At 46.6% G+C, this 22,388-nt stretch carries 16 protein-coding genes; 3 read left to right on the top strand and 13 right to left on the bottom strand.

Annotated elements, in window-relative coordinates; genetic code table 11:
- Window positions 1–12 precede the first annotated feature (12 nt).
- The 6 genes from T494_RS0102225 to T494_RS0102200 all read right to left on the bottom strand — a co-directional run bounded on the left by T494_RS0102225 (window position 13) and on the right by T494_RS0102200 (window position 11,449).
- Window positions 13–5,319 (bottom strand): InlB B-repeat-containing protein, encoded by a 5,307-nt coding sequence (locus T494_RS0102225; protein WP_028504889.1) that lies wholly within the window; start codon window positions 5,317–5,319, stop codon window positions 13–15.
- 316 nt (window positions 5,320–5,635) lie between these two features.
- Complete coding sequence (locus tag T494_RS0102220) at window positions 5,636–6,886, bottom strand: hypothetical protein (RefSeq protein WP_028504888.1); 1,251 nt, start codon at window positions 6,884–6,886, stop codon at window positions 5,636–5,638.
- 63 nt (window positions 6,887–6,949) lie between these two features.
- Window positions 6,950–7,129 (bottom strand): hypothetical protein, encoded by a 180-nt coding sequence (locus T494_RS13740; protein WP_155984007.1) that lies wholly within the window; start codon window positions 7,127–7,129, stop codon window positions 6,950–6,952.
- Window positions 7,130–7,198: 69 nt separating this feature from the next.
- On the bottom strand, window positions 7,199–7,984 hold the full coding sequence (locus T494_RS0102210; RefSeq protein ID WP_028504887.1) for a response regulator: 786 nt from the start codon (window positions 7,982–7,984) through the stop codon (window positions 7,199–7,201).
- Window positions 7,965–9,611, bottom strand: coding sequence for a histidine kinase (locus T494_RS13270; protein WP_051539912.1), 1,647 nt, complete (start codon window positions 9,609–9,611; stop codon window positions 7,965–7,967). The genes T494_RS0102210 and T494_RS13270 overlap by 20 nt, the downstream gene beginning before the upstream one ends.
- 161 nt (window positions 9,612–9,772) lie before the next feature.
- Window positions 9,773–11,449, bottom strand: a complete 1,677-nt coding sequence (locus tag T494_RS0102200) for a hypothetical protein (RefSeq protein ID WP_028504886.1) — start codon at window positions 11,447–11,449, stop codon at window positions 9,773–9,775.
- Window positions 11,450–11,817: 368 nt separating this feature from the next.
- Here T494_RS0102200 and T494_RS0102195 point away from each other — a divergent pair, with 368 nt between their 5' ends.
- Window positions 11,818–13,041, top strand: coding sequence for a clostripain-related cysteine peptidase (locus T494_RS0102195; protein ID WP_028504885.1), 1,224 nt, complete (start codon window positions 11,818–11,820; stop codon window positions 13,039–13,041).
- Window positions 13,042–13,056: 15 nt separating this feature from the next.
- On the opposite strand, the gene T494_RS14090 is transcribed toward T494_RS0102195, so the two are convergent.
- The 6 genes from T494_RS14090 to T494_RS0102155 all read right to left on the bottom strand — a co-directional run bounded on the left by T494_RS14090 (window position 13,057) and on the right by T494_RS0102155 (window position 18,609).
- Window positions 13,057–13,245 carry a hypothetical protein gene (locus T494_RS14090; protein ID WP_155984006.1) on the bottom strand — a complete coding sequence of 63 codons (189 nt, stop codon included), beginning with the start codon at window positions 13,243–13,245 and terminating at the stop codon, window positions 13,057–13,059.
- 156 nt (window positions 13,246–13,401) lie between these two features.
- On the bottom strand, window positions 13,402–13,974 hold the full coding sequence (locus tag T494_RS0102180; RefSeq protein ID WP_028504883.1) for a carbonic anhydrase: 573 nt from the start codon (window positions 13,972–13,974) through the stop codon (window positions 13,402–13,404).
- Between the two features lie 14 nt (window positions 13,975–13,988).
- Window positions 13,989–14,657: a nitroreductase family protein gene (locus T494_RS0102175; protein WP_037343641.1), complete on the bottom strand. Its 669-nt coding sequence runs from the start codon at window positions 14,655–14,657 to the stop codon at window positions 13,989–13,991.
- A 172-nt stretch (window positions 14,658–14,829) separates the two neighbouring features.
- Window positions 14,830–14,976, bottom strand: a complete 147-nt coding sequence (locus tag T494_RS13735) for a hypothetical protein (RefSeq protein WP_155984005.1) — start codon at window positions 14,974–14,976, stop codon at window positions 14,830–14,832.
- Window positions 14,977–15,326: 350 nt separating this feature from the next.
- The gene (locus tag T494_RS12010) at window positions 15,327–16,451 is read right to left on the bottom strand and encodes an HAD family hydrolase (protein WP_051539909.1); all 1,125 of its coding nucleotides are present in this window, start codon (window positions 16,449–16,451) and stop codon (window positions 15,327–15,329) included.
- A gap of 235 nt (window positions 16,452–16,686) precedes the next feature.
- A complete protein-coding gene (locus T494_RS0102155) occupies window positions 16,687–18,609 on the bottom strand; it encodes an EAL domain-containing protein (protein ID WP_155984004.1) in 1,923 nt (640 codons plus the stop codon).
- Between the two features lie 255 nt (window positions 18,610–18,864).
- On the opposite strand from T494_RS0102155, the gene T494_RS13265 reads away from it, so the two are divergent.
- Entirely contained in the window at window positions 18,865–20,013 is a 1,149-nt protein-coding gene (locus tag T494_RS13265; protein WP_051539906.1) for a hypothetical protein, read from the top strand.
- 18 nt (window positions 20,014–20,031) lie between these two features.
- On the top strand, window positions 20,032–20,772 hold the full coding sequence (locus tag T494_RS0102140) for an N-acetyltransferase (RefSeq protein WP_028504879.1): 741 nt from the start codon (window positions 20,032–20,034) through the stop codon (window positions 20,770–20,772).
- Window positions 20,773–20,838: 66 nt separating this feature from the next.
- Here T494_RS0102140 and mgtE read toward each other — a convergent pair whose 3' ends face one another.
- Window positions 20,839–22,296 carry a magnesium transporter gene (gene mgtE, locus T494_RS0102135; RefSeq protein ID WP_347490841.1) on the bottom strand — a complete coding sequence of 486 codons (1,458 nt, stop codon included), beginning with the start codon at window positions 22,294–22,296 and terminating at the stop codon, window positions 20,839–20,841.
- Between the last annotated feature and the right edge of the window lie 92 nt (window positions 22,297–22,388).

Below are 22,388 nucleotides of genomic sequence, written 5' to 3'. Positions count from 1 at the left end.
TCGCCCCCTAAATTACATAGTCTGTGAAACTATATCACCAAGCAACTCATGTGTATTACCGGCTTTATCGGTATATGCAAGATATGCTCTTACATACCACGTATCACCAACATTGACCTTGCTCTTTGTCCAGGTGAAACGACAAGAATTCTTTTCAGTTGCATCGCCTCTTACAAATGTTGCACTATCCACACTAAATGTATCGGGATTTGCTGCCACCTTTGCATCACTTGTAGCGATAACACCGGCTCTGTCGATCTTGCAGCCCTCGGGAACTGTACTTAAGGATACAAAGATCAGCTTTTTGTTCTCGGTATCCTTGAACATATTGATTATCTCTGTTGTACCAACAGCATCAACTATTTCACTTGCATCCACATATACAGCGTAGAGCGTCAGGTTTCTGTCAGCGTAGAACGAGTAGGTCTTGTTGTAGCTCAGTACGCTGTAAGCGCCGTCTCTCCAGTGGCTGAACTTCTGGCCTGCGATAGGCTCATTAGCTGTTACGCTGACAACAGTGTTCTGAGTGAATGTTCCGTCAGCGTTTGCTTCACCGGAGGTGATAGCACCGTCGTTGACGGTTATGATGTAGGTGTTGTTATTGAGCTCATAGATCGGCTTTACAATGATGACCTTGCCGGTGTTCTCACCTGCGATCTCCTTTGCTCTTTCAAGAGTATCCTTGCTGTCATATACACCGTCGCAGTTGTAATCCCAGCCAAGTGCCTTGTTTCCGTTGTAGGTCGGAAGATCAGGCTCATCAGTGGTCTGGTCAGGTTTAAGCTGAATGCTCTTGATTATCTGGTTGTATGCAGACTCCCAGACGATAGATACCTTTGTGTTCATTACAGTGTTTGTAACGGCAAGTATCTTATCTTCGCCTGTTACGGTAAATGTGTACTCCTTGGAGCGAGATACTACCATTCCGTAGTCATTCTGCCAGAATGCAAAATTGTCTTCAAGCGATCTGATAGTAATTCTCTCACCGAGGAGATGAGTGTTATAATAGGTGTTCGAGAACTCCTCGTCACCGATCATATAGCTTCTGCCGCCGTTGATCTGTACTCTTACCTTTGCGATAGCCTTGTACTTAGCAATAAGGTCTACCGACTCGGTAACAGTAAAGTTATAGGTGTTCGATGAGCTAAAGAGTCTTTCGCCCTGGCTGTCATACCAGCCCATGAAGTTGTATCCAACGATCTGGGGAGCAGTTAAGGTAGCCGATGCACCGTATTCATATGCTCCGCCGCCTGTCAGATTTGCAGGAACATCGTTTCCGTTTACGTCCTTTGCCACAACAGTTACGGTGTTGTTTCTCGGGAATGCATCATAGGTCGCAATATAGGCTGTGTCAGCCGTTACGCCCTTGACCTCGGGACTCCAGCCCTTGAATATGTAAACATAATCGTTGTCTGCTGCCTTCTTGGGCTCTGCACCGTTATACTGCGGTGTTGTGCCGTAAGGAACACGCTCGTCTGTTTCAAGCACTGTTCCGTCAGCATTCTGCCAGGTCACTGTGAAGGTCGCTGATTTATACGGGGTAAGGTCTATATAGTCCTGCTCGTTGAAGTAGAACCTTGCTGTCAGTGCCTCAGCGGCTGCTGCGCTTGCAACATTGCTCAGGCTCAGCTCGTAGTATGTGTCGCCGTTGAGCGGATTTGTTGAAGGATTTGTGTCGGCAACGCTTGCATAGCCTGCAATACTTCCGTTGGCATTATAGAATATCACCTTGGAGGCTTTGCTTGTTGTATAGCTTCCGCCGATATCCATTATGTATGACAGCTTGTTGTTTTCAAACTTGCTTGCAAGTTCCTTTGCATAATCGGATTCAACAGGCAGTGTTGCAGAGTAATCAGTGTCAACTGCTGCAAGCATAAGGAACTCTTGATATCTGACATCACCGTTGATAGTATCGTATGTTCCTACGGCCTTAGCGGCAGGATTGTAATTGACCGTGCTCTTTCCCGCGCTTTCGATAGCACTGACATTAATCTCCTCAGTCCAGTAATCTGATTTACCAGTGATAGGATTTGAAGTTTTATTTCTGATCATACTTGTACTCAGAGGGAGATTTTTCAGGTCATTGAACATATCCTCATCTCTGAGCAGTCCTGCATCGTACAGCTCGTCTCTCATAGCGCTGTTCTGCATTCTGCTCAAAAATTCGGTTTGCTGATTTGATGAGAAGTTAAAATGCCTGTTATCACCATTGATACCGTAAATCTCATAGGTCTTTGAGTCGAGGAGATATACCTTCTTTTCTATCGTGTAGCAATAGGGGTAATACTCGGGGTCATTCTCCTCGGGAACGACCTCAGTTTTGGTGGAATCAAAGGCATTTCCGTAATGCAGATAGATATCATCTCCGCCTGCGCCGGCGTTAAGATCCCATTCCTGAAGAGACCCCGTTTTGTAGTTATTGAACCACAAGGATGTCAGCGGCTCATCAGTTGTACGCTTAGAGTAATAAAGATAGATCTTCGATGCGTTTTTGCCGGAATTCAGATTGACCATATTATTAAGAGCAGCATATTCGACGCCGTCAACGACAATGCCCTGATCATTCTTAGTTCCGCTTAAATACATCTTCGTGATCGCCTGAGACTTATCGGTGGTCGTCTTATACCCTAAGTAAATATATGCGCCGCCTGCACCGTTGTTAAGGTCGTAATCGAGCACGGTATAGCCAGCATTTTTAAGCTCGTTCTTGGCGTCGTCACCGCCGTTGCTCCAGCAGGAAGCAAGGTTAAGCTCGCTGATATATTCCTGCTCACCGGCGCTGTTTCTCGTCTTGTACTGATGCATCCAGATGTCATCGCCGCCTGCACCTGCATTCAGTTCACGTACGGTGGTGCCGTCTTTATCGTAAACTCTCTGCATGGTCGCACTCGTTCCACGATCCCATGCACCGCCAAAACTTACTCGCTCAACGGCTCTCTTATCGGTGGTCTCGGTCTTTGTGTAATAAATGACAAGGTCTGCACCGCCTGCACTGGCGTTAAGGTCGCCCTTGCCGCTTGTAAAGTCGCTGTGTCCCATATAAGGACAGAGATAATACCATTTATCATCAATGAGCATGCTCGACGGCTTTGCAGAAGTCTCGATCACTCTGAAATCCTTGATAGCCTCGCTGTAGTTATCGGTCGTCGTGTAGCCGAGATAGATCTTTTTGCCGCCGTAAATGCCTGAGTTAAGGTCATAGTCCACAACGGTATAGCCTTCCATTATAAGGTCGTTCTTTGCAGCCGCCGAGGTCTCCTCACCTGCAAGCTTTACATCCTTGATATACTTGCCTGTAGATACCTCTGTCTCTGTGCCGCCGTGAGGATAAGCAAGTATCTCGTCTGTTCCGTGACCTGCAGGAACACTGCTGTCGATCTTTTCCATAGCAGCATGGTACTTCTTGTTCATACCGATATAATTGCTCTGCTCGGGAGTCTTGGCAATGTTTTTCAGAACTCCCAGAACAGCCATGGACTGAGTGAAGGTAACAGCCGCATTTTCTCTGATCGCTACTCTCGGCCCGTAGGACTGAGAATCAAAGTTATAATGCTGTGCACAGTAGGTATCAAAAGCATCAAATGGCTGATAGCTGCTGCCTACATTATTTACCAGATCCAAAGCGTTTGAAAGTGCTAGCTCAAAACCTGCTACATTGTTATTGAACTGTGTGAAGACAGGGTTGTTTTTGCTTGCCTGATCGGCTATGTAATCCAGTATCGCCTGATTATACTCGCCCACCTGAGCGTCTGTAGCGGTGTCAAGATCAAGGATCTTTCCAAAAACGTCCGAAGGATTTTTCAAACCGTCGGAAGTGCTTATCTTGTAGTCATCGGGTATCTCTGCATCAGATGCAAGCTCCTTGCCGCTGGCATCTGTGATAGCATATCCGGTGGGCAGTACATCGCCCTTTACCCAGTAGGTCAGAGCATAAGCCTTCTTGGCATCTCTTAAAGTACCCTGAAGACCTTTCAGCGCATTGTTCAGGTTTCTGTAAACAATGTCGTACTCCTTAAGATCCTGCTTCGATAAATGCTCCTCGATCTTCTTGAGCTCGAGAGTATGAGCATCAAGAGTTTTCTGCATATTCTCGATCATACCGATGATCTTGTTGAGCTGCTTCATAACAGCTGCGTGCTCGGATTCAAGCACACCGCAGGCCTCAAGGATAGCCTTAGCACCCTGAAGCACCTGGATACCGATCTGACCGTAGTAGCAGACCGCACCGAAGGTGGTATCCAGACCTCTTGTATATTTCTGGATATCCAGAAGAGTACTAGCATCAAGTTCACCCTGGGGCTGATATGCTCTTTCCATAGCGGTGCCGTTATAGAAATTCTTATCTGTTACCGCAGCTGCCGGCTTTTCGCCCCATGCGTTCTCAAAGGCAGCAGGAGCAAATGTCACCTCGCCGTTGAACTCAAAGTTTTCAGGTGTCATTCCGTTTGCAGGAACGGAAAGTGCCAGCACTGCATCGCCGTCGTTGACCTTAACGGACTTGACCTTGGCACCCTTAAAGTCTCCGCCGAATGATACCATGTCAGCGCTTGCATTGGCTGCAAAATTGCCGTTGAAGGAGCAAAGGTCCACAGTCAGGTCAAGATTATCGCCGTTTTGCTCGGCATAATCAAGATAGCCCATGAAATAGACCTCCGACAGAGCAGCAGTGCTCTCCTCGCCGCCTACTGTCAGCTTCTTGCCGTTTACAAGAGCTGCAAACTCGTTTACCGACTTAACATCAGCCTCCATTGTCAGAGCAACGGTATGGTCGTCCTTGACCTCAGCAGCTGTAACGCTTACGCCCTCAACTGTGATATCGTCCTTAGTGAGCGCAGCAACACCCTTCTGATAAACGATGATGTCGGCGGTAACCTTGCCGTCTGATACCTTGATCGTCTTTGCATCAAAACCGATGAACGGTGTCTGTACAGGTACCTTTGCTGTGACATAGTCCTTGGCATCGCTGATACCGCTTGCGAGCACAACGATGGTGCCGGCCTCATAGATGTTTACCTGCTCGTTCTTTACGGGTGTACCCTTCAGCTTCAGCGTAAGGGTATTGCCCGATGCAGCAGCATCCTCCACAGTCATCTGTGCAAAAGCGTTGTCAAGGCGGATATCATCTGTACCGATACCTTCCTTGAATGTGCCGCCCTCAAGGGTGAGGGTGACAGTGTTTTCCTCCGTGTCTGATACAACGTAGCTGAGATCAGCTGTCATAGTCATATCAGAAGCGGAAAGATCGTAGTTCACAGCAGCGGTATCGACGGCTGCGTTCCTACTGCTCTGAGCCGATGCGCTGTTGTCAACAAGTATCATAAAATAAATCTTTTAACCAACTGCTGTTATTTTATTATATTCATGCTGTAATTGCAATAGATGATCTTGTCTCATTGTCGGCGGATACTCCGTTACAGCCCAGCAAAATTTAGAGAAATTGCCGCAAATGTAGTAGTCGGGGTAGAACTTTATCACGCCCGGTGCGACCATATCGAAGTAGTTTTTCGCCTCATACGTAGCTTTGCTGTTCTTCTGTCATTATCTTTTTCTTTCTTGCACCTCCAAAACAAAAACAGCCGGGTTTTATCCCGACTGTAGCTATATAGTCTTACATTTACAGCATAGCGATCTCACCTTACAGATCCTCGTATCTGAGACCGCACAGATGATACTCCTCATCTCTCATGATGTTAAATGGAATATTGGCTTGTTCAAGCTCGCACAGCAGTGCTTCAAAAAGCTCCCTTGAAGAATTGCGCTGACCTAATGCGACAAAGAAGCTGTGATTTATGCATGCGATCTCGGACATAACATCAACTGCGCATACTTCTGCAAGGCAATAAAGCTCCTTGATATAGGGGTCAAGAGGACCGAAGCTGCGGCTGTTCACATAGGAAACCGACGCAGTCCAGCGGCTTGCTGATGCGGCTTTAGGAAGAATATCCAGTTTCATTTGCAGCGGCATCGCCTTCATTTTTTCAAAGCCCATTTTTCTCGTTTTTATATACCACGCTGAGTTTTCGGGCTGTGCCTGGAGCATAAGCTGACCTCTTGTAATGGTACACGACTTCATGATATCATCAAGCTGACGTTCTTTCGGGAAATCAAGCTCATAGGCATTGGCAAACATTCTGTAATTATCGAAATTGCCAAGCATGGATTTATGGTCTATCGCTACGGACACGGTGACAGTTTTTTCACTTTCGGGATCAGCACGTCTTATTGCCCTTGAAATGAGCACAGCCAAAAGCACGTTCGGGCTTCCGTCATTCTCCTTACAATATTTCATTACGGCATTTTCGGGCAGTTTCAGGTAATAGATATGATCCGCTTCACCGTTTCGTGACGGCAGACGGTAAAAGTCCTGAGTTGGTTCTTTCCGGTAAAATGGTTCTTGTATGCTGTCGGTATCCACAGCTGCAAAAGGATCGCCCGTTTCAGATTTGGGGATCTCGCTTCCGGGCAGACGAAAGCCCTGAGTTGGGAAAGAAACACCTGTTTTTTTGGAAAGATAGACAAATAGCAAGCTCTTGAAAAACGGCAATACACCTGCACCGTCAGACAGAGTATGGTTTATTTCAAGGCAGATACGGTCACCCTCATATTTAATTGCTGCAAGGTGATAGTTAGCCTCTTTTGTAGCAAGCTCTATCGGTGCCCAGGTATTCCGCACGGTCATAGGCAGTGGATTGGGTATAACGACGATATCGTTACCCTCGATCTTCGCTCTTACATAAAAATACGCAAAGCGCTCACGAAGCTCCTCTGCAGCTTCTTTCAGCAGATTTCCATCTATCTGCTCGGTAAGCACTGCTGTAACGCCCATTGTCATCGGGTTTTCCGGCGAGCACGAACACAGCATAGGGTCGTAGTAATGTTCAGCCATTTATATTCCTCCGATTTTTTCTTTATTATATCATACCTCCCACTCATTTTCAAGCTCAAAGCATTATAATGCCGGTCTTATTTCACCTTTGCCGTTTACGAGAAAATTTGCTGAACAACCTGCACCATAGACAAGCGCAGTAAGCGCAGAGATCACAGCATATTTAAAGGGTATCTTTTCCTCGGTTTTCAAACTGTTCTTTGCAGCTTCTTTGCACAATGCCGCCGTTGGCAAAAAACGCACAAAAAAGGGCCTCCCCATTTTGTACTGTGCGCACAAAATGGTTCGGTCCAATGATCGGGTGCTTTAACTTTATTCAAAATACAGAAATTCCGCCCACGAGTACTGGCTCATAAACTCGCATTCGTAGGAGTTTACCGCAGCTGCGTCAAGCTCTTTGAAGCGGTAGTAGTCGCAGTCCAGCACATCGGGATTTACAGCAATGGCGTTGTAGCTTCGCACTACTGCGCTCTCTGCGCCGACGGCTTTTAGGCTCTTTATCATAGCATAGATGTAGGTCTGCAAGAGGTTTTGCAGCTTCTTGTCATAAGCCTCGTCCTCATAGATGGCAGCAAAGATCTCCTTGAAAGTGCAGGAGCTGCCGTGACGGGATACGAGATATGCAAAGACCTCCTTTGACTTGCTGCGCTCAAAGCGGACGTGCTCGCCGTTTGGTGTAAAAACATCGAAGTTGCCAAAGCACTGCACACGCAGCAAAGCGTTGCTCTTTGGCACCATTTTGATGGGGTAGCGCAGATTATCAAGCTCCTCCCTGACCTCCTGGGCGGTCACCGGCTTCATTATGTAGCCGCTGGCTTTCATGTCCATAGCATCGCCCTTGTATTCAGAGAAGCCTGTAACAAAGATTATGTTCATTTTCGGGTTGATGTCCTTGAGGCGCTTGGCGACTTCAACGCCGTTCATTCCTCTCATGTGTATATCGAGGAACGCCACGTCGCAGCCCGAATCCTCTGCGTCCTCCAGCAGTGCGTCCTGATCGTCAAATGACCAGACCTCCGCCGTGGGCTCGGCTTTTTTTACGCACATCTCCAGCATCTGCAATGCCAGCTCTTCATCGTCAAGGCACAGTATCCTCATTATCCTGTTCCTCCTTTGGCAGTGTTATGGTCGCAGTCGTTCCGACATCGACTGTACTTTCTATTTTTATCTCTGCTGCGCACATATCTCTTAGCCTTGTGCGAGTGTTTTCCATTCCGACGTGGGAACGCCCGTCATCCTTCTTCGGAGCGTTCACATCAAAGCCCACGCCGTCATCGGAAACTGTAACTATAAATGCGTCCTCGGTCTCCCTTGTGCTGATCGTAACGGTGCCGCCTTTTTTCTTCATGCCTACGCCGTGCTTGACGGCATTCTCAACAAGCGGCTGCACCGACAGCATCGGCAGCTTGAAATCCGTTGTCTGAATGTCATATTCCACATTCAGCTTTTTGCCAAATCTCATTTGTTCGATATAGAGATAATTTTTCAGGTGGTCAAGCTCCGTTTCAAACGCCACGGGCTTTGTCTGCTTGAGGGAATCCATATTTCCACGCAGGTACTTTGCAAAGGCGACGGTTGCCTCCTGCGCTCTTTCAGGGTCTATCTGACACATCATAGCGATAGATGTCAGCGCATTGTACATAAAATGCGGCTGTATCTGCGAGGTCATAACAGCGACCTTTGCCTCGTAAAGCTCTTTTTCGGCTCGTTCACGCTCGATCGCTATTTCGGCGACCTTCTTTGTATAGGTCTCGATCTCAACGGCGAGGTCTGAAACGGTGCCTGCGAGATAGCCAAGCTCGTTATTCTCTTTGATCTCGTGCATCTTCTCGACGATCTGCTCGGTATCCTTATCGGCGGTGTATCCGATGAGCGCTTTCTGTATCTTTTCGGCAGGCTTGACTGCCCTGCGGTAAAGCAGCAGGATTATTACTGCCATAACTATGAGCATACCGCTAACGCTGATTATCATTGTTCTGATTATCGTGCTGTGCAGGGACGAATGCAGGGCGTCCCAATTGTATGTGATGCCGATGACGGCTCTCACTTTTCCGTTTATCACGATGGGCTTGCAGCCGATATAGTTGCTGGCGGAAGACGGGAAATTATCATTCCTTTCAAAAACTATCTCGTCGCTGTTAGTCTCGATCAGCTGCTTGATAGCAGGGTGTTTGTCAATGTCGATATCGTAATGATCTCCGGTGCTGAGGCTCTTGCCGTTCTTTTTGACATCGAGCAGGACAAGACCCTGATAGCCGTCTGTGAGATCCATAAAAAACAGATTCTCATAGTCGCTGTCGAGCACGGCGCTCTCTATCACACGAATGAACACAAGATAAAACTGTCTTGTATACAGCTGCTTGATCTCTTCGGGAAGCGCAAGGAACCATTCGTTAGTAAAAGCGTCTTCTCCTACAAAGTATTTGCGCAGTTTGTCCTCTTCAGCTTCTGTCAAGCTTTCGTTGACCATAGCGCCGTCTTTTTCAAGATAATCTATCAGCCAGCCCTGCGCATTGTCATCAAATTTGTTATCGTCAAGCAGGGAGATGTTCTGAAGCGCAAGGTCGATGCGTTCCTCGATAAACGAGTTCTGCGCTTCAAGGAAGCTGTCCACCGAGTTGCTGTAAACCTGCTGGCAGATGATGACGGCAAGCAGCAGGAACAGAGGCAGCACAATGGCGGCTACCTGAAACAGCAGCCTGCGCTTTTTGTTTTTGCTTTTCACTGTGCATACCTCCTTTATTTTTGTCCGTTTTCTGTATTATAGCACATTATTTCCAAAATGAAAAGAGATTTTGAAGATTTTTTGCATCAAGATGCCAAAGTACCCGCACTTTTTTGGTGCGGGTACTTGATTTTGTGTTGTGTCTTAGTTTTCGCTGCGGCTTATGCCTTTACGAAGAACATAAAGATGTAATCATCTCCGACTTTCCATTCGTCGCATCCCGGCATACCGAGACCAAGCTGATGCTTGCGGATCAGGTTCCACTTTTCAGAGCCTGCATCCTTGCCGTACTTCTTGTTGATGTCAAATCCGTAGAAGCCTTCGTAAGAAGTGTAGGCTTTCCAGTTCTTGCCGTGGTATTCATCAAAGTGACCTGTTGCGAGAATGCGGTTTTTGCCGCAGTTATTGTTGATGTTGAATCCGTTTGCCTTGAGGTAATTCTCAACTGTGTAGCCTGTGTTCAGGGCGTGCTTGCAGATACCTTCAACTTCCTTATAGCCAAGACCTCTTGCGCTCATGCGCTGTGTATCGGAACCGGCGATCCATTTCCAGTCATAAGGCTCTGAATAAAGAGCGCAGCGCTTGTAGTAAGGATAGATAAACTGGATATTTGAGCAGTAGTCAAGATCCTTTCTGAGCTTAACGTGCTTATATTCCTCTACGCCCTTAGCTACATATGTAGTAGGCTCGGTGATCTTACGCTGAACGTACTGAGATGACCTTGTCAGGATACCGTTGTCGCCGAGCAGATCTTCGAGGACCTGTGCCTTGAAAGAATCTGCTTTGTAAGCGTTGTCCTTGATCTTGTTGTAATTTGTGAGTGCTGATGCAGAGAGCTTTGAGATCTGCTGTGGGGTGAACTTGCTCACGTCTTCCATTGCTGCGAGCATTTCAAGCAGGGTGATGCTGCTCTTGAGGTACTTGTTTGTGCAGTTCACAACATAGCGCTGTGAGTTTTCAACAGCTTCTTTCATGAACAGAGAGCCTTTGTCAAGTGCGACCTTGAATGCCATCTTGTAGAGATTGTAGTGGTGCTCAGGATCTGTGGTGCAGTAATCTGCTGTGAGGACTGTTCTTGCCTCGCCTCTCTTGGTAACGATGTTCTTGTTTGCCCATTCGCCCAGATCGCCGAGAGAGTTTGCTATCTCAACGGTCTTGGACTCGTTGTTCTTTTCGTTGAGAGCTGTCTTGATAGCCTCACGGTGATTGCCTGCTGCGGAATCGTACTTATCCATTATCTTGCCGTACTCGCTGGCAACATTGAGGTTTGAAGTTCTGTTTACGATATTGTTCTCACTGTCTTCGATCTTTTTCAGCACGAGGTTTGTGCTTTCGTCGATCTTGTCGATAATGTCATCGTTTGAAGCTTCCTGAGGAACATCGAAGAGCGCATTTGCGAAATCGCCCATCGGTCCTTCAAAGCAGTCTGCCAGACCGTCGCAGCAAGCGTTGAGTCCCATCTTCATAAGACCTACGGTCATTCCTGCTGCATATTCCTTGACCTTGTCAGCTATCTCGTTTTTCTCTTCCTCGGTAGTCTCGCCGTCGCCGTCAAGGTCGCAGCCGTTCGGGAACGCCTTGGTAGGATCCTTGAGCGCTGTCTGCCACTTTTTGAGCACTTCGCTGTAGCTCTTGTTTTTCAGCTCGCTCTTGACGATATCATCAGCTGTTCTTGTGAAATTGCACAGGTTGAGCAGTTCACAGCGTCCCGGTGCTGCCGATGCGCCTATGCTTGCAGCTGTTGTTGCTACCATCATTGCTGCCATAACTGCGGCTGCTGTTCTTTTTACCTTGCTTACGGGTCTTCTTGTTTTTGTTGTCTTTGTTGTTTTTGTCATTTTGATTTCTCCTTTTCTTTTTATTTTGGTTTTGTTGTTTTCGGGTTTGTTTCCCTTGCTGTGACTACATAATAACACACCTTTCTTTGCAACTTCTTTGCAGTTGTTTTCAGCATCTGTAATTTTTGTTTCTGCTTTTGCTCAGTGTGTTATTCCTTGCTGTGATCATATATATAAAGCTTTATTGCCAACAGTCGAGATAAAAATAAATCTTTTAACCAATATAATAGCTATTTATCCGAGAATTACAATAAACTGTTTTACCTCAAAATGCAGTATAAACTACACAAACGTCTTGTCCCATATAAATAGTTTACAAAAAGATCACATTGTGGTATAATACTAAAAAAGTGCAAGGGAGTGAGCAGATGAAAAACCGAATGATCGCAATTTCGCTTGCTGTGCTGTTTGCACTTCTCTGCTTTGGCTGTGATAAAAACGAACAGTCAGAAACGGAAAATCCCGGAACTTCCGCAAGCACATCATCTGTCAGCGATGCTGGATCGAAAAACGATACTCAGCCTGCGAACGATGCGCAGGCAGTGGAGAATGTGTTGTTTGTCTATATGTGCGGTTCCGACCTTGAAACAAGGCTTGGACTGGGAGGAAAAAGCATTGATGAAATGCTTAGCGTAAATTTAGGTGATAAGCTCACTATCGTCATTGAAACAGGCGGCGCAAAGAAATGGCGTTCACACGATATACGCTCTGACAAGCTGCAAAGGTGGGAGATAAGCGGCGGAAAGCTGAAGCTGCTCGAAACGCTTGATGACAACTCTATGGGGGATCAGCAGACCCTTACGGATTTTCTTTCGTGGGGAAACAAAAAGTACAGATCGACCCGCAGGTCACTGGTGCTGTGGAACCACGGCGGAGGCTGTATGGGCGGAGTTTGCAGCGATGAAAACCATGTGGGAGATTCTCTGCGGATCGATGAGGTAAAAGGTGCGCTTGAAAGTGCAAAGCCCCAGAGCAAATATGAGATAATAGGCTTTGATGCCTGCCTTATGGCATCGGTCGAGACCGCTGCCAAAGTTAAGGACTATGCGCAATTTATGGCGGCATCGGAAGAAAGCGAGCCGGGCGGCGGCTGGGACTACAAAGCCTTTATACAGGCACTTGCCAATGAGCCGTTGAAAAACGTTGGGAAAACGATCTGTGATTCGTTTATGGAAAAAAGCAAGGCAAACGGAAAGGGCTCTAAAGCAACAATGTCCGTATTTGACCTTTCAAAAACCGACGAGCTGATAAGCGAATTTGATGCCTTTGCTGCAAGTCTGAACAGTGCGCTCAAGCAAGGCGGAAAAGAGAAAATATCAAGCGCAGCCGCTGTGTCGGAGAAGTTCGGAGAAGACGACACAAACCTTGTAGACCTGGGCGATCTTGTCAGCAAGACAGATTTTTATGACAGCACAAAAATGGATAGACTGCTTACTCAGTTTGTAGTCTGCACTGTCAGCAGCGGCAGAAGCAACAAAGGAGTGTCCTTCTGGTTCCCTGTCAGCTGTGATGACAAAGATATCAAAAATTATGGATACATCAGTATCAGTGCAATGTATTTGCAGTTCCTGAACGCATACAGAAATAAATGAAATCAAAATAACAGACTAATACTCTGCTAAGGATATTTCCTTCTTCCTAATCATTCTCAGCAGCTTCCTATCAGCCTTCTGTCGCATCTTCCGCAGCTCCCGGGCGCAGCCACTGCCGTAAATACTACACAAACTAACAAAGAGGCTCATCACAATCGCTGTGAGAGCCTCTTTTTCTTTCTGCCTTTGTTCTTCCTCTGACATACTGTAGTTATTATCACTCCGGTAGGCGGTGCGGATCATCTATCCTGCATCGGCTTGGATCTCAAATTCCGAGTGAAAGCACATTGATCCTCCGTCGGATCCATAGCGTATCCTTTTCAGCTTACAGTCATTAAGTGTATTATTCATAGGTTTCTCCTATATCTCAAACTCCACCCTGCCGTCAGCAAGCCTGTATAACGCACCGATAACTCTGAGACCGTGTTCTTCCTCACGGTGTATCTCAAAGCTGCTTTCTATTACCGCTGCACTTCGTTTCACATTCAGACAACAAGCCTTGTAGTCGTCCTGCTCGTCACCTATCGCAAGCCTTATCTCGTCAGTGATGAATTTTATATATCCCTCGGGATCGTGATTTATCGCTGCATCGACAGCACCGCAGTGATCGTGACCCAGCACTACTACGAGCCTTATACCCAGATGTTCTACAGCGTATTGAATAGAGCCGAGCTGATGGTCATCCATAACATTTCCTGCGACCCGTATAACAAACAGCTCACCGATGCCTGCACCGAAAATGCTTTCGGGTATGACCCTTGAATCAGAGCAGGTGACTATGGCCGCATAAGGCTGCTGACCGTTTTCACAGGTCATCTTCCGCTTTTCAAGAGAGATGTCACCCATATTTGTTTTTGCAGCAAGGTACTTTTGATTTCCTTCTTTTAATCTGTCAAGTGCCTGTTCAGCGCTCATCCGGTATTCATGTGTCATTTCTATAGCTCCTATCATTTTGATATGCACTTATGCCCTGATGCAGCTTCAAAATTGTATCTGACTATACCAAGGTCGATCTTTGCCAACGGTGATCTTCCGGCGGTGATAACAGCATTTTCACCGTCAATATCAATGAAGAATTTTTGCTGATTAACGGCAGTCGGTGCAAGCACAGCCGCAAGCATTCCGTTCTTGAACCATACAGGCATCTCATCCTTTTTCAATGCACAGATCTTTTCAAGTGATCTGGACTTGTGTGGTTTACCCTGGTTCTCACCGTATCCTATTGCAATAACGCAGACTATTTTCTCTCCTGCATTCTTATCTGCCTTGCACTTACCCTTGCCGTAGCTGCCGGCGACCCAGCAGGTATTTAAGCCCAGCATCTGCGCCTTTAGAACGATCTTCTCACCGTAGTATCCTGCACGTTCATCAAGGTCACCAAGAGATTTTCTGCCCACAAGTGCTATGTAGTTATTGGCATTTTTAAATTTGCCATAGTGCGCAAGAAATGTGTTGAAGCAGTCCGGATCGTTTTGAACAAGCTGAATATTCATACCGCTTTCATTGTTGCACTCATCTATTATTTCATTCAGCCTTTCAGCCTCATTCTTACCGATAGGAATATCCTTGAACTGACGAACGCTGTGGCGGGCTTTTATCGCTTTCCTGATATTCATAATGATGACCTCCTGACATTATTTATCTAAGCTATTATACCACACCGCAGATCATCAGTCAATCGCAATTATGTAAACTCGCCGCAAAGACGCAGTTTTTGTGACACTTTGTTGCTTCATATCTTCACACAAAACAGCAGCCACACAGCTTTGTTCAAGCTATGCGGCTGCTTTACGTTATTCCGTTTGTCTGCGCAGCACAATGTCTGCTATGGTTTCTGCCGACTCGCTGTCGGGTTCTTCCGTTATGTGAAAGCAGATGTTCAGCGTCTTGAAAAAATCTGACTCCTGTAAAAATGCCCTCTACTTTGATCCACATATTATTCTGCTCCTTTCTCTGTTAAGTATTTGAGGTCTGTTTATTTTACGTCATTGGCAACGATGGTGCGTGCTACATATACACAGCAGGCAACGAAAACTACGCCGGCTCCGATTGAAATAAGTGCTGAGATCATTGTGATGTCCTCCTTGATCTGTATTTCGTTTTTCTTGTTCTGTATGTATAATACCACCTGTTCACGGGATTTTCAACAGATAATATCGGCTGCATCTGTAGCTTATGCTACAACCATCACAGGTCCATGTAGTTTTTGCTACACATGGATCTGAAACTGTAAACAAAAATGCCCGGGAGCTTTCACTTCCGGGCGTTGGATATTTCTCACTATACTATTTCTTTGTTACCTCATCACCATAGATGGTCGTCCAGTCGTCCTTCATGGAAATTGCTGTCCAGCCGTTTTCCTCGCAGCTTTTACGCATTGCATCAGCCTTTTTCAGATTTCCGTTCTCACGCTCCAGGTCGTCACAGCAAAGCATATACGCAGCAGACGGATACGGATTGTCGTCGATAACGAAGTTTGCCATACTGTTGTCGCCGGAGGAGTTACCGAAGGAAAGCACCGGCTGCACACCTATCTCCTGCTGGATAACGCTTACCTTGTTCATCTTCAGATTCTTGATAATGAAATCTCCGCCGGTTATGACCTTATCCTCAAGCTTATACTGGTATACCATTCCGTCCTCACCCTGCTGGTGGTCGGCAACGATAGTTTCATCAGATCCGATTATCTGTCTTGGGGGAACATCAAGAGCCGAGTCCTCTATAACGCCCCTTACGATAAATCTGTCCGTGCCGCTTACAACATATACAGTGAAATCGTTTGCTTTAAGATAGTTTACCACCTGGATCATGGGCTTATAATAAGCCTCGCCGTTTTTCATGTTGTTGTAGCTTGGTGCCTGCTTTTCTCTGAACATCTTGACATATGAATTGAACTGTCCCACAGTCATTCCTGCAAATGCCGAAGCCACGCCCTTTCCGTGGGCAACCTCCAGTCCCTTTGCAGACTCACCTGTATCCATCATGGTCTTTATCTTTGCGGCAGTTTCTTTTTCCACTGCACTTGCTTTATCCTTGTAGTCGGGATCTTCCGTTACACGGTAATAAAAAAGCCTGTAATCAAAGTACACAGGGTCCGTTTCGCAAAACAGCGTTCCGTCAAAATCAAACACAGCGATACGTTTTTCGACCGGGATAAAGTCCTTTGAGTCCTTATCGGTTATCTTGCTGATATACTCCGTAAGCTGTTTTTTAAGCGGAGCATTCTCTGTCCACATGGACAAAGGGTCTTTTTCATTGTCCTTTGACCGGGATTCCGAGCTGCTTGTGCTGTCTGAGCTGCCGCTGCTCAGCTTGAAAATGTACAGGCAGGATACTGTAAGCAGTGCCGCAGCCAGGGCTATGCATATACATTTCCAGACAAAAGACGGGTTCTTTTTCTTTTCTTCCATTGGCTCATTCTCCTTTTTACATTAGTCTATGTATTGATTTTAACACAATACTCCTCAAAAATCAAGAGCAGCTCTCCCCTGCCGGACAAATTTGCAGGCATTAGTTTTTGCGGCGGTTTGATCGGCTTTCAAGGGGAGTGGTAGATCCCTTTGTGAAAAATATACTGCCCGGGAGGGGAATAGACCAATGATATACAAAAAAGGCACGGAAAAAGCTCCGTGTCCTTTACTTTATTTATACGCTGCTTTTAAGGAACTCTATGTACCGATCCTCGGGCATTGGCTTTGCGTAATAGAAGCCCTGTATATAGTCGCACCCTTTTTCGATGAGCCAGTCGGCAGTTTCGGCATTCTCCACGCCCTCTGCCACTATCTCCATTCCGATAGACTTTATCATTCTTATGGTGTCTGCCAGCAGAGACCTTGACTTGTCGTCGTTGATCTCGCAAATAAGGCTGCGGTCGATCTTGATTATCTTTATCGGCTCGCTCATTATCCTTCTGAGATTTGAGTAACCGGTGCCGTAATCGTCAATGGAGAACTCTATCCCCTGTTTGTGAAGGTCGGACACCGTCTCGCTGAGCATCTCGTCGAAAATGTCCGAGGCGGATTCGGTTATCTCAAAGTTAACCCACTTGTTTGACACATTGTACCGTGTCAGCTTTTCCATTACCTCTTTAACAAAGCTGCTGCTCATGCACTGCATAGCGGAAATATTTATCTCGATGTACTTCACACCGTAGGGTCTTACCTTGCCGATAAACCCAAAAACGCTTTCGATAACAAAGTCGCCTATCTCATATATCGCTCCGCTCTTTTCCGCAGCAGGTATGAACAGCCCGGGAGAAATAAAGCCCACCTCGTCGTCATTCAGCCTTATAAGCGCTTCGGCGGTGACAAACTTGTTTTCCTTTACGGAGTATATGGGCTGATAGTACATCTGGAAACTCTTGTTGGCTATGGCTTTGTGGATGTATCTGTCGATGTCAAAATTCATCTTCAGCCTTTCCTGCCTCGTCAGCTTGGAGTAGATAAACGCCCCGGGCTGGATATCACTCTTTTCAAAGGTATCCGTAAACCTCAGCAGTTCATCAGCCGTTGCAAAATCCTTTGGCACGTCCAGAGCGCACACAACACATTCCGGGACTATGTCAAAGTTGTCGCTGCACAACCTTTCCGACAGGGTCTCGTAAAGCCTCTGCGCCATTTGCTCATCGCTGTATTTGCTTTCCATTTTAACAGCGATAAGTCCGTAATTAAGATAAAACACATTATAATCGCTGAGCCTCTTCATGGTTTTTTTCATGCAGCCATGGATCCTGCCCACAAGATTCTTTATGAACAGCTCATGCTTGTTTATGCCGTAAAGCTTTATAAGGGAGCTGTCGCTGTTTATCTTTATGATGATGACTGCATATTCCCTTGAGGAAAGGTAATCACGGCTCATTTCCGTTTTGAATGCACTGCTCGTCTTTGCCCCCACCGCAGGGTTTATGACCTCCTCAGGTCTGATGACAAACATAAGCACTGTAAGCGTCGCTACGGTATAAGCAAACATTTCCACCAGCTGTTGAGGATACAGATACTGTATAATTATGGCAAGCATAGTGTATGGATAAAGGCTGAAAAATGCGATCCTCTGCCCCCTGTCCAGCGTGCCTTTGTAATTGATAAGGTAATAAACGGTGAACACAACATAGAAAGCCGCAATGAAATAGGTAAGAAGGACAAGCTTTCCTCTTATATAGACACCGTCCTCAAAATAGAATACCCAATGTGTCCACGGGTTTGTGATCACCAATGCCAGATTGACAAGGTAAGGGGTGGTGAAAACCGCCTTTTTCCACCTGCTCTTTCCCAGATAAGCCACCCAGGTACCCGCCACCGAGCCCATGAAAATAATATAAAGCGGCATAAGGCTGGCGTGGAGCAGGAAGTAGATGTGGGTGCTCACCTGCCGTATCATCAGATCCACATTCTCATCCAGGGAATAGGGAGCGGCACACAGTATATCCGCAAGTGTATTTACATAAATAAGCACGGTGAACGTAACAAAAAGTCGTTGTGCGTGTCCGTTGTTGAGTTTCCTGATAAAAATAGAAATTATCATCAGCGAAAGTATCACAAAAGAACATACATCATAGTGGATCAATCTCATTTTTCCCCTGCTTTCCTGTCTTGTAACGGCAAAGAGCCCGATCCCGCCTCTGCCGACAAAAACCAAAGATCCTGTTTTTCATATTATTATACCATTTTAGAGATATATTTTCAATAGTTTTTTTCAACTTTCTAAAATCTGACCATAAACCCGCCTGCCATTTGTATATCATGCACAACTTCCCTGCCACGACTTACCGGACGTCTGTTGACACGCTCTATGGACAATGCTATAATAAAAAAAGGGGGGATCGCTATGGCAGTACTTAAAAAAATGCATCTTGGCAGCCACGGGACTTATATGTACTCGGGCTTTGATTATGACTACGTCAACGACGGCGAAAAACCCACCATAACCGTTCGCCTTGACGGGGTAAGCGACGAGGACGCTCTGACTATTGAAGTGGACAGGGATCTCACACAGCGTATCGAAGCGGTGTTTGAGCAGTTCAAGCTGAAAAAATGGGACGGCTTTGACGGCTGCGCACGCAACGTTCTTGACGGAGATTCCTTCAGCTTCAGCGCCCGTTTTGACGACGGCAAAAGCATAAGCGCAGGTGGATATATGCAGTATCCCAAAAATTACCGTGAGGTGCTGGCGGCTTTCGACGGGCTTTTTATACCCCTTTATGAGCAGGTGCGACCAAACAGACTGAAGGTGATGGAAAAACACTACCGTCAGGTCATACTCAAGGACACCTGTTCACTTGAAAAGCAGCAGGTGAGCTATCCATACATCGCAAAGGGGGGCAATAAGTTCTGCCTGGGCAAGTGCCGCTGCACAGGCGGTGCTGCATACCGCCCTGTCTACGCACAAAGCGGCGAAGCGGAATATATGCTGGTTATATGCCTTAACGATAACGAGGATAACTGGGTGCTTTCCTGCAAGAACTTCAAGATAACCGACAAAGGTGAGGTGCTCCCCTGGGGCGAGGCAGAGATAGACCCGAGCTTTTTCAGCAGCGACAGGCTTTACGGACACATCTTCACCCGCCTGTACAAGGACAAGCTCATGCTTGGATGCTTCACCCAGAAGGGGTTTTCCGCAAGCGGCAGAGATACTATATACTACATTGACCTGTACGACATTGACAACAAGCTCGAGCCCATTGCCAACGAAAAGGTCGAGGGACCTGAATACGACAAGCAGTGGTGGACTCCCGACAAGATAGCAAACTTTGTCAGGGTCGCCGACAAGTACGGTTTTACCCAGTCAAAACAGCACTGGGAAGAAATGCCCAACGACCCTGTCTTTGCCGGCGGCATGAAAGACAGCTGCAACCACCGCTTTGATTTTTCAATAACTAACAACCATGACAGCAACTTTTACAACACCCTTATCAGCACCCCCGAGGGAGAACCGGTTGGGGAATATCTTGTAAAAGGCAACCTTTACATATTATGACCGGAAAGGACGGAGAGTATGGAATACATAAAAGTTACCAAGGACAACCTGGAAAGCGAGCATATCTGCTGCGCTATCTCCAACAACAAAGACGTGCAGGTGGCATCAAAAAAGGCATGGCTGGCACAACAGTTTGATGAGGGGCTGGTTTTTCTCAAGAGCACCGAGAGGGGAAAATGTTTTATTGAATACATACCCGCAGAAAACGCATGGAACCCCATAGATGCCCCGGGATATATGTATATCGACTGCCTTTGGGTATCCGGCTCTTTCAAGGGTCACGGTTACTCCAGCGACCTTTTGCAGCAATGCATCGACGACAGCAAAGCCAAGGGCAAAAAGGGACTTTGCATCTTGTCCGGGGAAAAGAAAAAGCCTTTCCTTGCCGACCCGAAGTATCTGAAATACAAAGGGTTTGAGGTGTGCGACAAGGCTGATAACGGGATACTTCTGTGGTACCTGCCCTTTGAGGAAAACGCCGTAAAACCTGCCTTCAAAGAGTGTGCAAGGCATCCTCACACCGATGAAGATGGATTTGTGCTTTATTACACCAGCCAATGCCCCTTCAACGCAAAGTATGTCCCCATCGTTGAGCAGACAGCAAAACAAAACGGAGTTAAATTCAAGGCTATCCACATTCAGACCAAACAGCAGGCGCAAAGCGCACCCAGCCCCGTGACCACATACGCATTGTTCCGTGACGGAGAATATCTCACCAACGAGCAGATGAACGACAAGAAATTTTTAAAGCTGCTTTGAGGCAACCACCGCAAGACATAACAAAAGCAGGTCTTTCAATAAGATGAAAGCCTGCTCTTTTTGTTGTTATGATGCTAAGTTGAATACCTGTATCAGCAGCAGCCAGCTCAGGGAATAGTATGTCACCACAGCAACAAGGTCGTTGATCGTGGTGATAAGCGGTCCCGATGCCACCGCAGGGTCTATCTTTATTTTATTGAAAAACAGCGGGATAAGTGTTCCCACAGCACTGGATATAAGCATCGCCACCAGCAGCGAAACACCTATACAGCCCGACACCAGGTAGGAGAACGCCAATGTCTTATGCTTGAACAGGAAAATATACAGTCCCACGAAAATAAACGACAGCACGCCCAGCAAAAGCCCGTTGCAAAAGCCCACACGCATTTCCTTGCCCACAAGGTGGGCCTTCTGCTTACCTGTAAGGTTCTCGTCCATAAGCACACGAATAGTCACAGCCAGGGACTGGGTGCCCACGTTACCTGCCATATCCAGTATCAGCGACTGGAACGCCATGATAATTGTGAGCTGTGAGATGACCTTTTCGTAGGTTCCCACCACGCCCGATACCAGCATACCCAGACACAGAAGAATGAGCAGCCAGGGCACACGCTTTTTCATACTCTGGATAAGGGGTTCCTTCAGATCTTCCTCTGCGGTAAGACCTGCAAGCTTTGCGTAGTCGTCACCCATCTCGTCATCCACCGCTTCGATGATGTTCTGAGATGTGATAACGCCCAGCAGCCTGTTGGAATTATCAAGCACGGGTATGGAGTTTTCCGAATAGTCTTTAAGTCTTTCGATACAGTCCTCAACGTTCTCGCTTCCGTAAACATACGGGAAGGACGTAACGATAAGGTCCTCAAGCTTTGTTTCCTTTCGGGCTATAATAAGCTCTTTAAGATCGATAGCTCCGTAAAACAGGTCGTTTTCGTCCACCACGAAAATGGTGGAGATGTTATCGTTGTCCGCCGCCTGCCTTACAAGCTCCTGCATAGCCTGAGGCACGGTAATATTCTCTCTTATACAGATATAATTCGCCGTCATACGGCTTCCTATCTCGTCCTCATCAAAGGACGAAATAAGCCTTATCTCCTTTTGTACGTCCGGCGCAGTCATATCCACCAGAAGCTCACGCTTTTCCTTGGACATGAGCCTTAATATGTTCGCCGCCGTATCCGTTTCAAGCTGTGAGATGATATCTGCGGATTTCTTCACGTTTATCTCGTTCATAAACGTGCTTGCATCCTCTTCGGAGGTATGCTCGAATATCTCTGCGATCATTTCCGCATCAAGTATCCTCCACAGCTTTATCCTTTCCTCCTGGGTAAGCACAGGCAGGACTTCCGCAATGTCGTTCTCGTGGTAGTCCTCAAGTCTGTTTTTCATTGCCTTTGGGGAAATACCGCTCCTGATTATGGAGATTATATCCCCCTCGTAGTCCGGCATTTCCGCAGGCTCATCCTTTTCGATGATATCTTCGGACTCGTTCACCTGCTCGAGTCTTTCTTCTTCCAAAGCCATCTTATCCCTCCGTCTTTAGATTTTTGCTGCATTTTTTCGGAGTAGCGGTCATTGGCAAAAGCACAAAAATATCCCGTCTGCTTTGGGCATAA

The sequence above is a fragment of the Ruminococcus sp. FC2018 genome (assembly GCF_000621805.1).
Lineage (GTDB): Bacteria > Bacillota > Clostridia > Oscillospirales > Ruminococcaceae > Hominimerdicola.
Note: the sequence above shows the minus strand (reverse complement) of the source record. Positions and strands in the feature narration are given on the sequence as shown.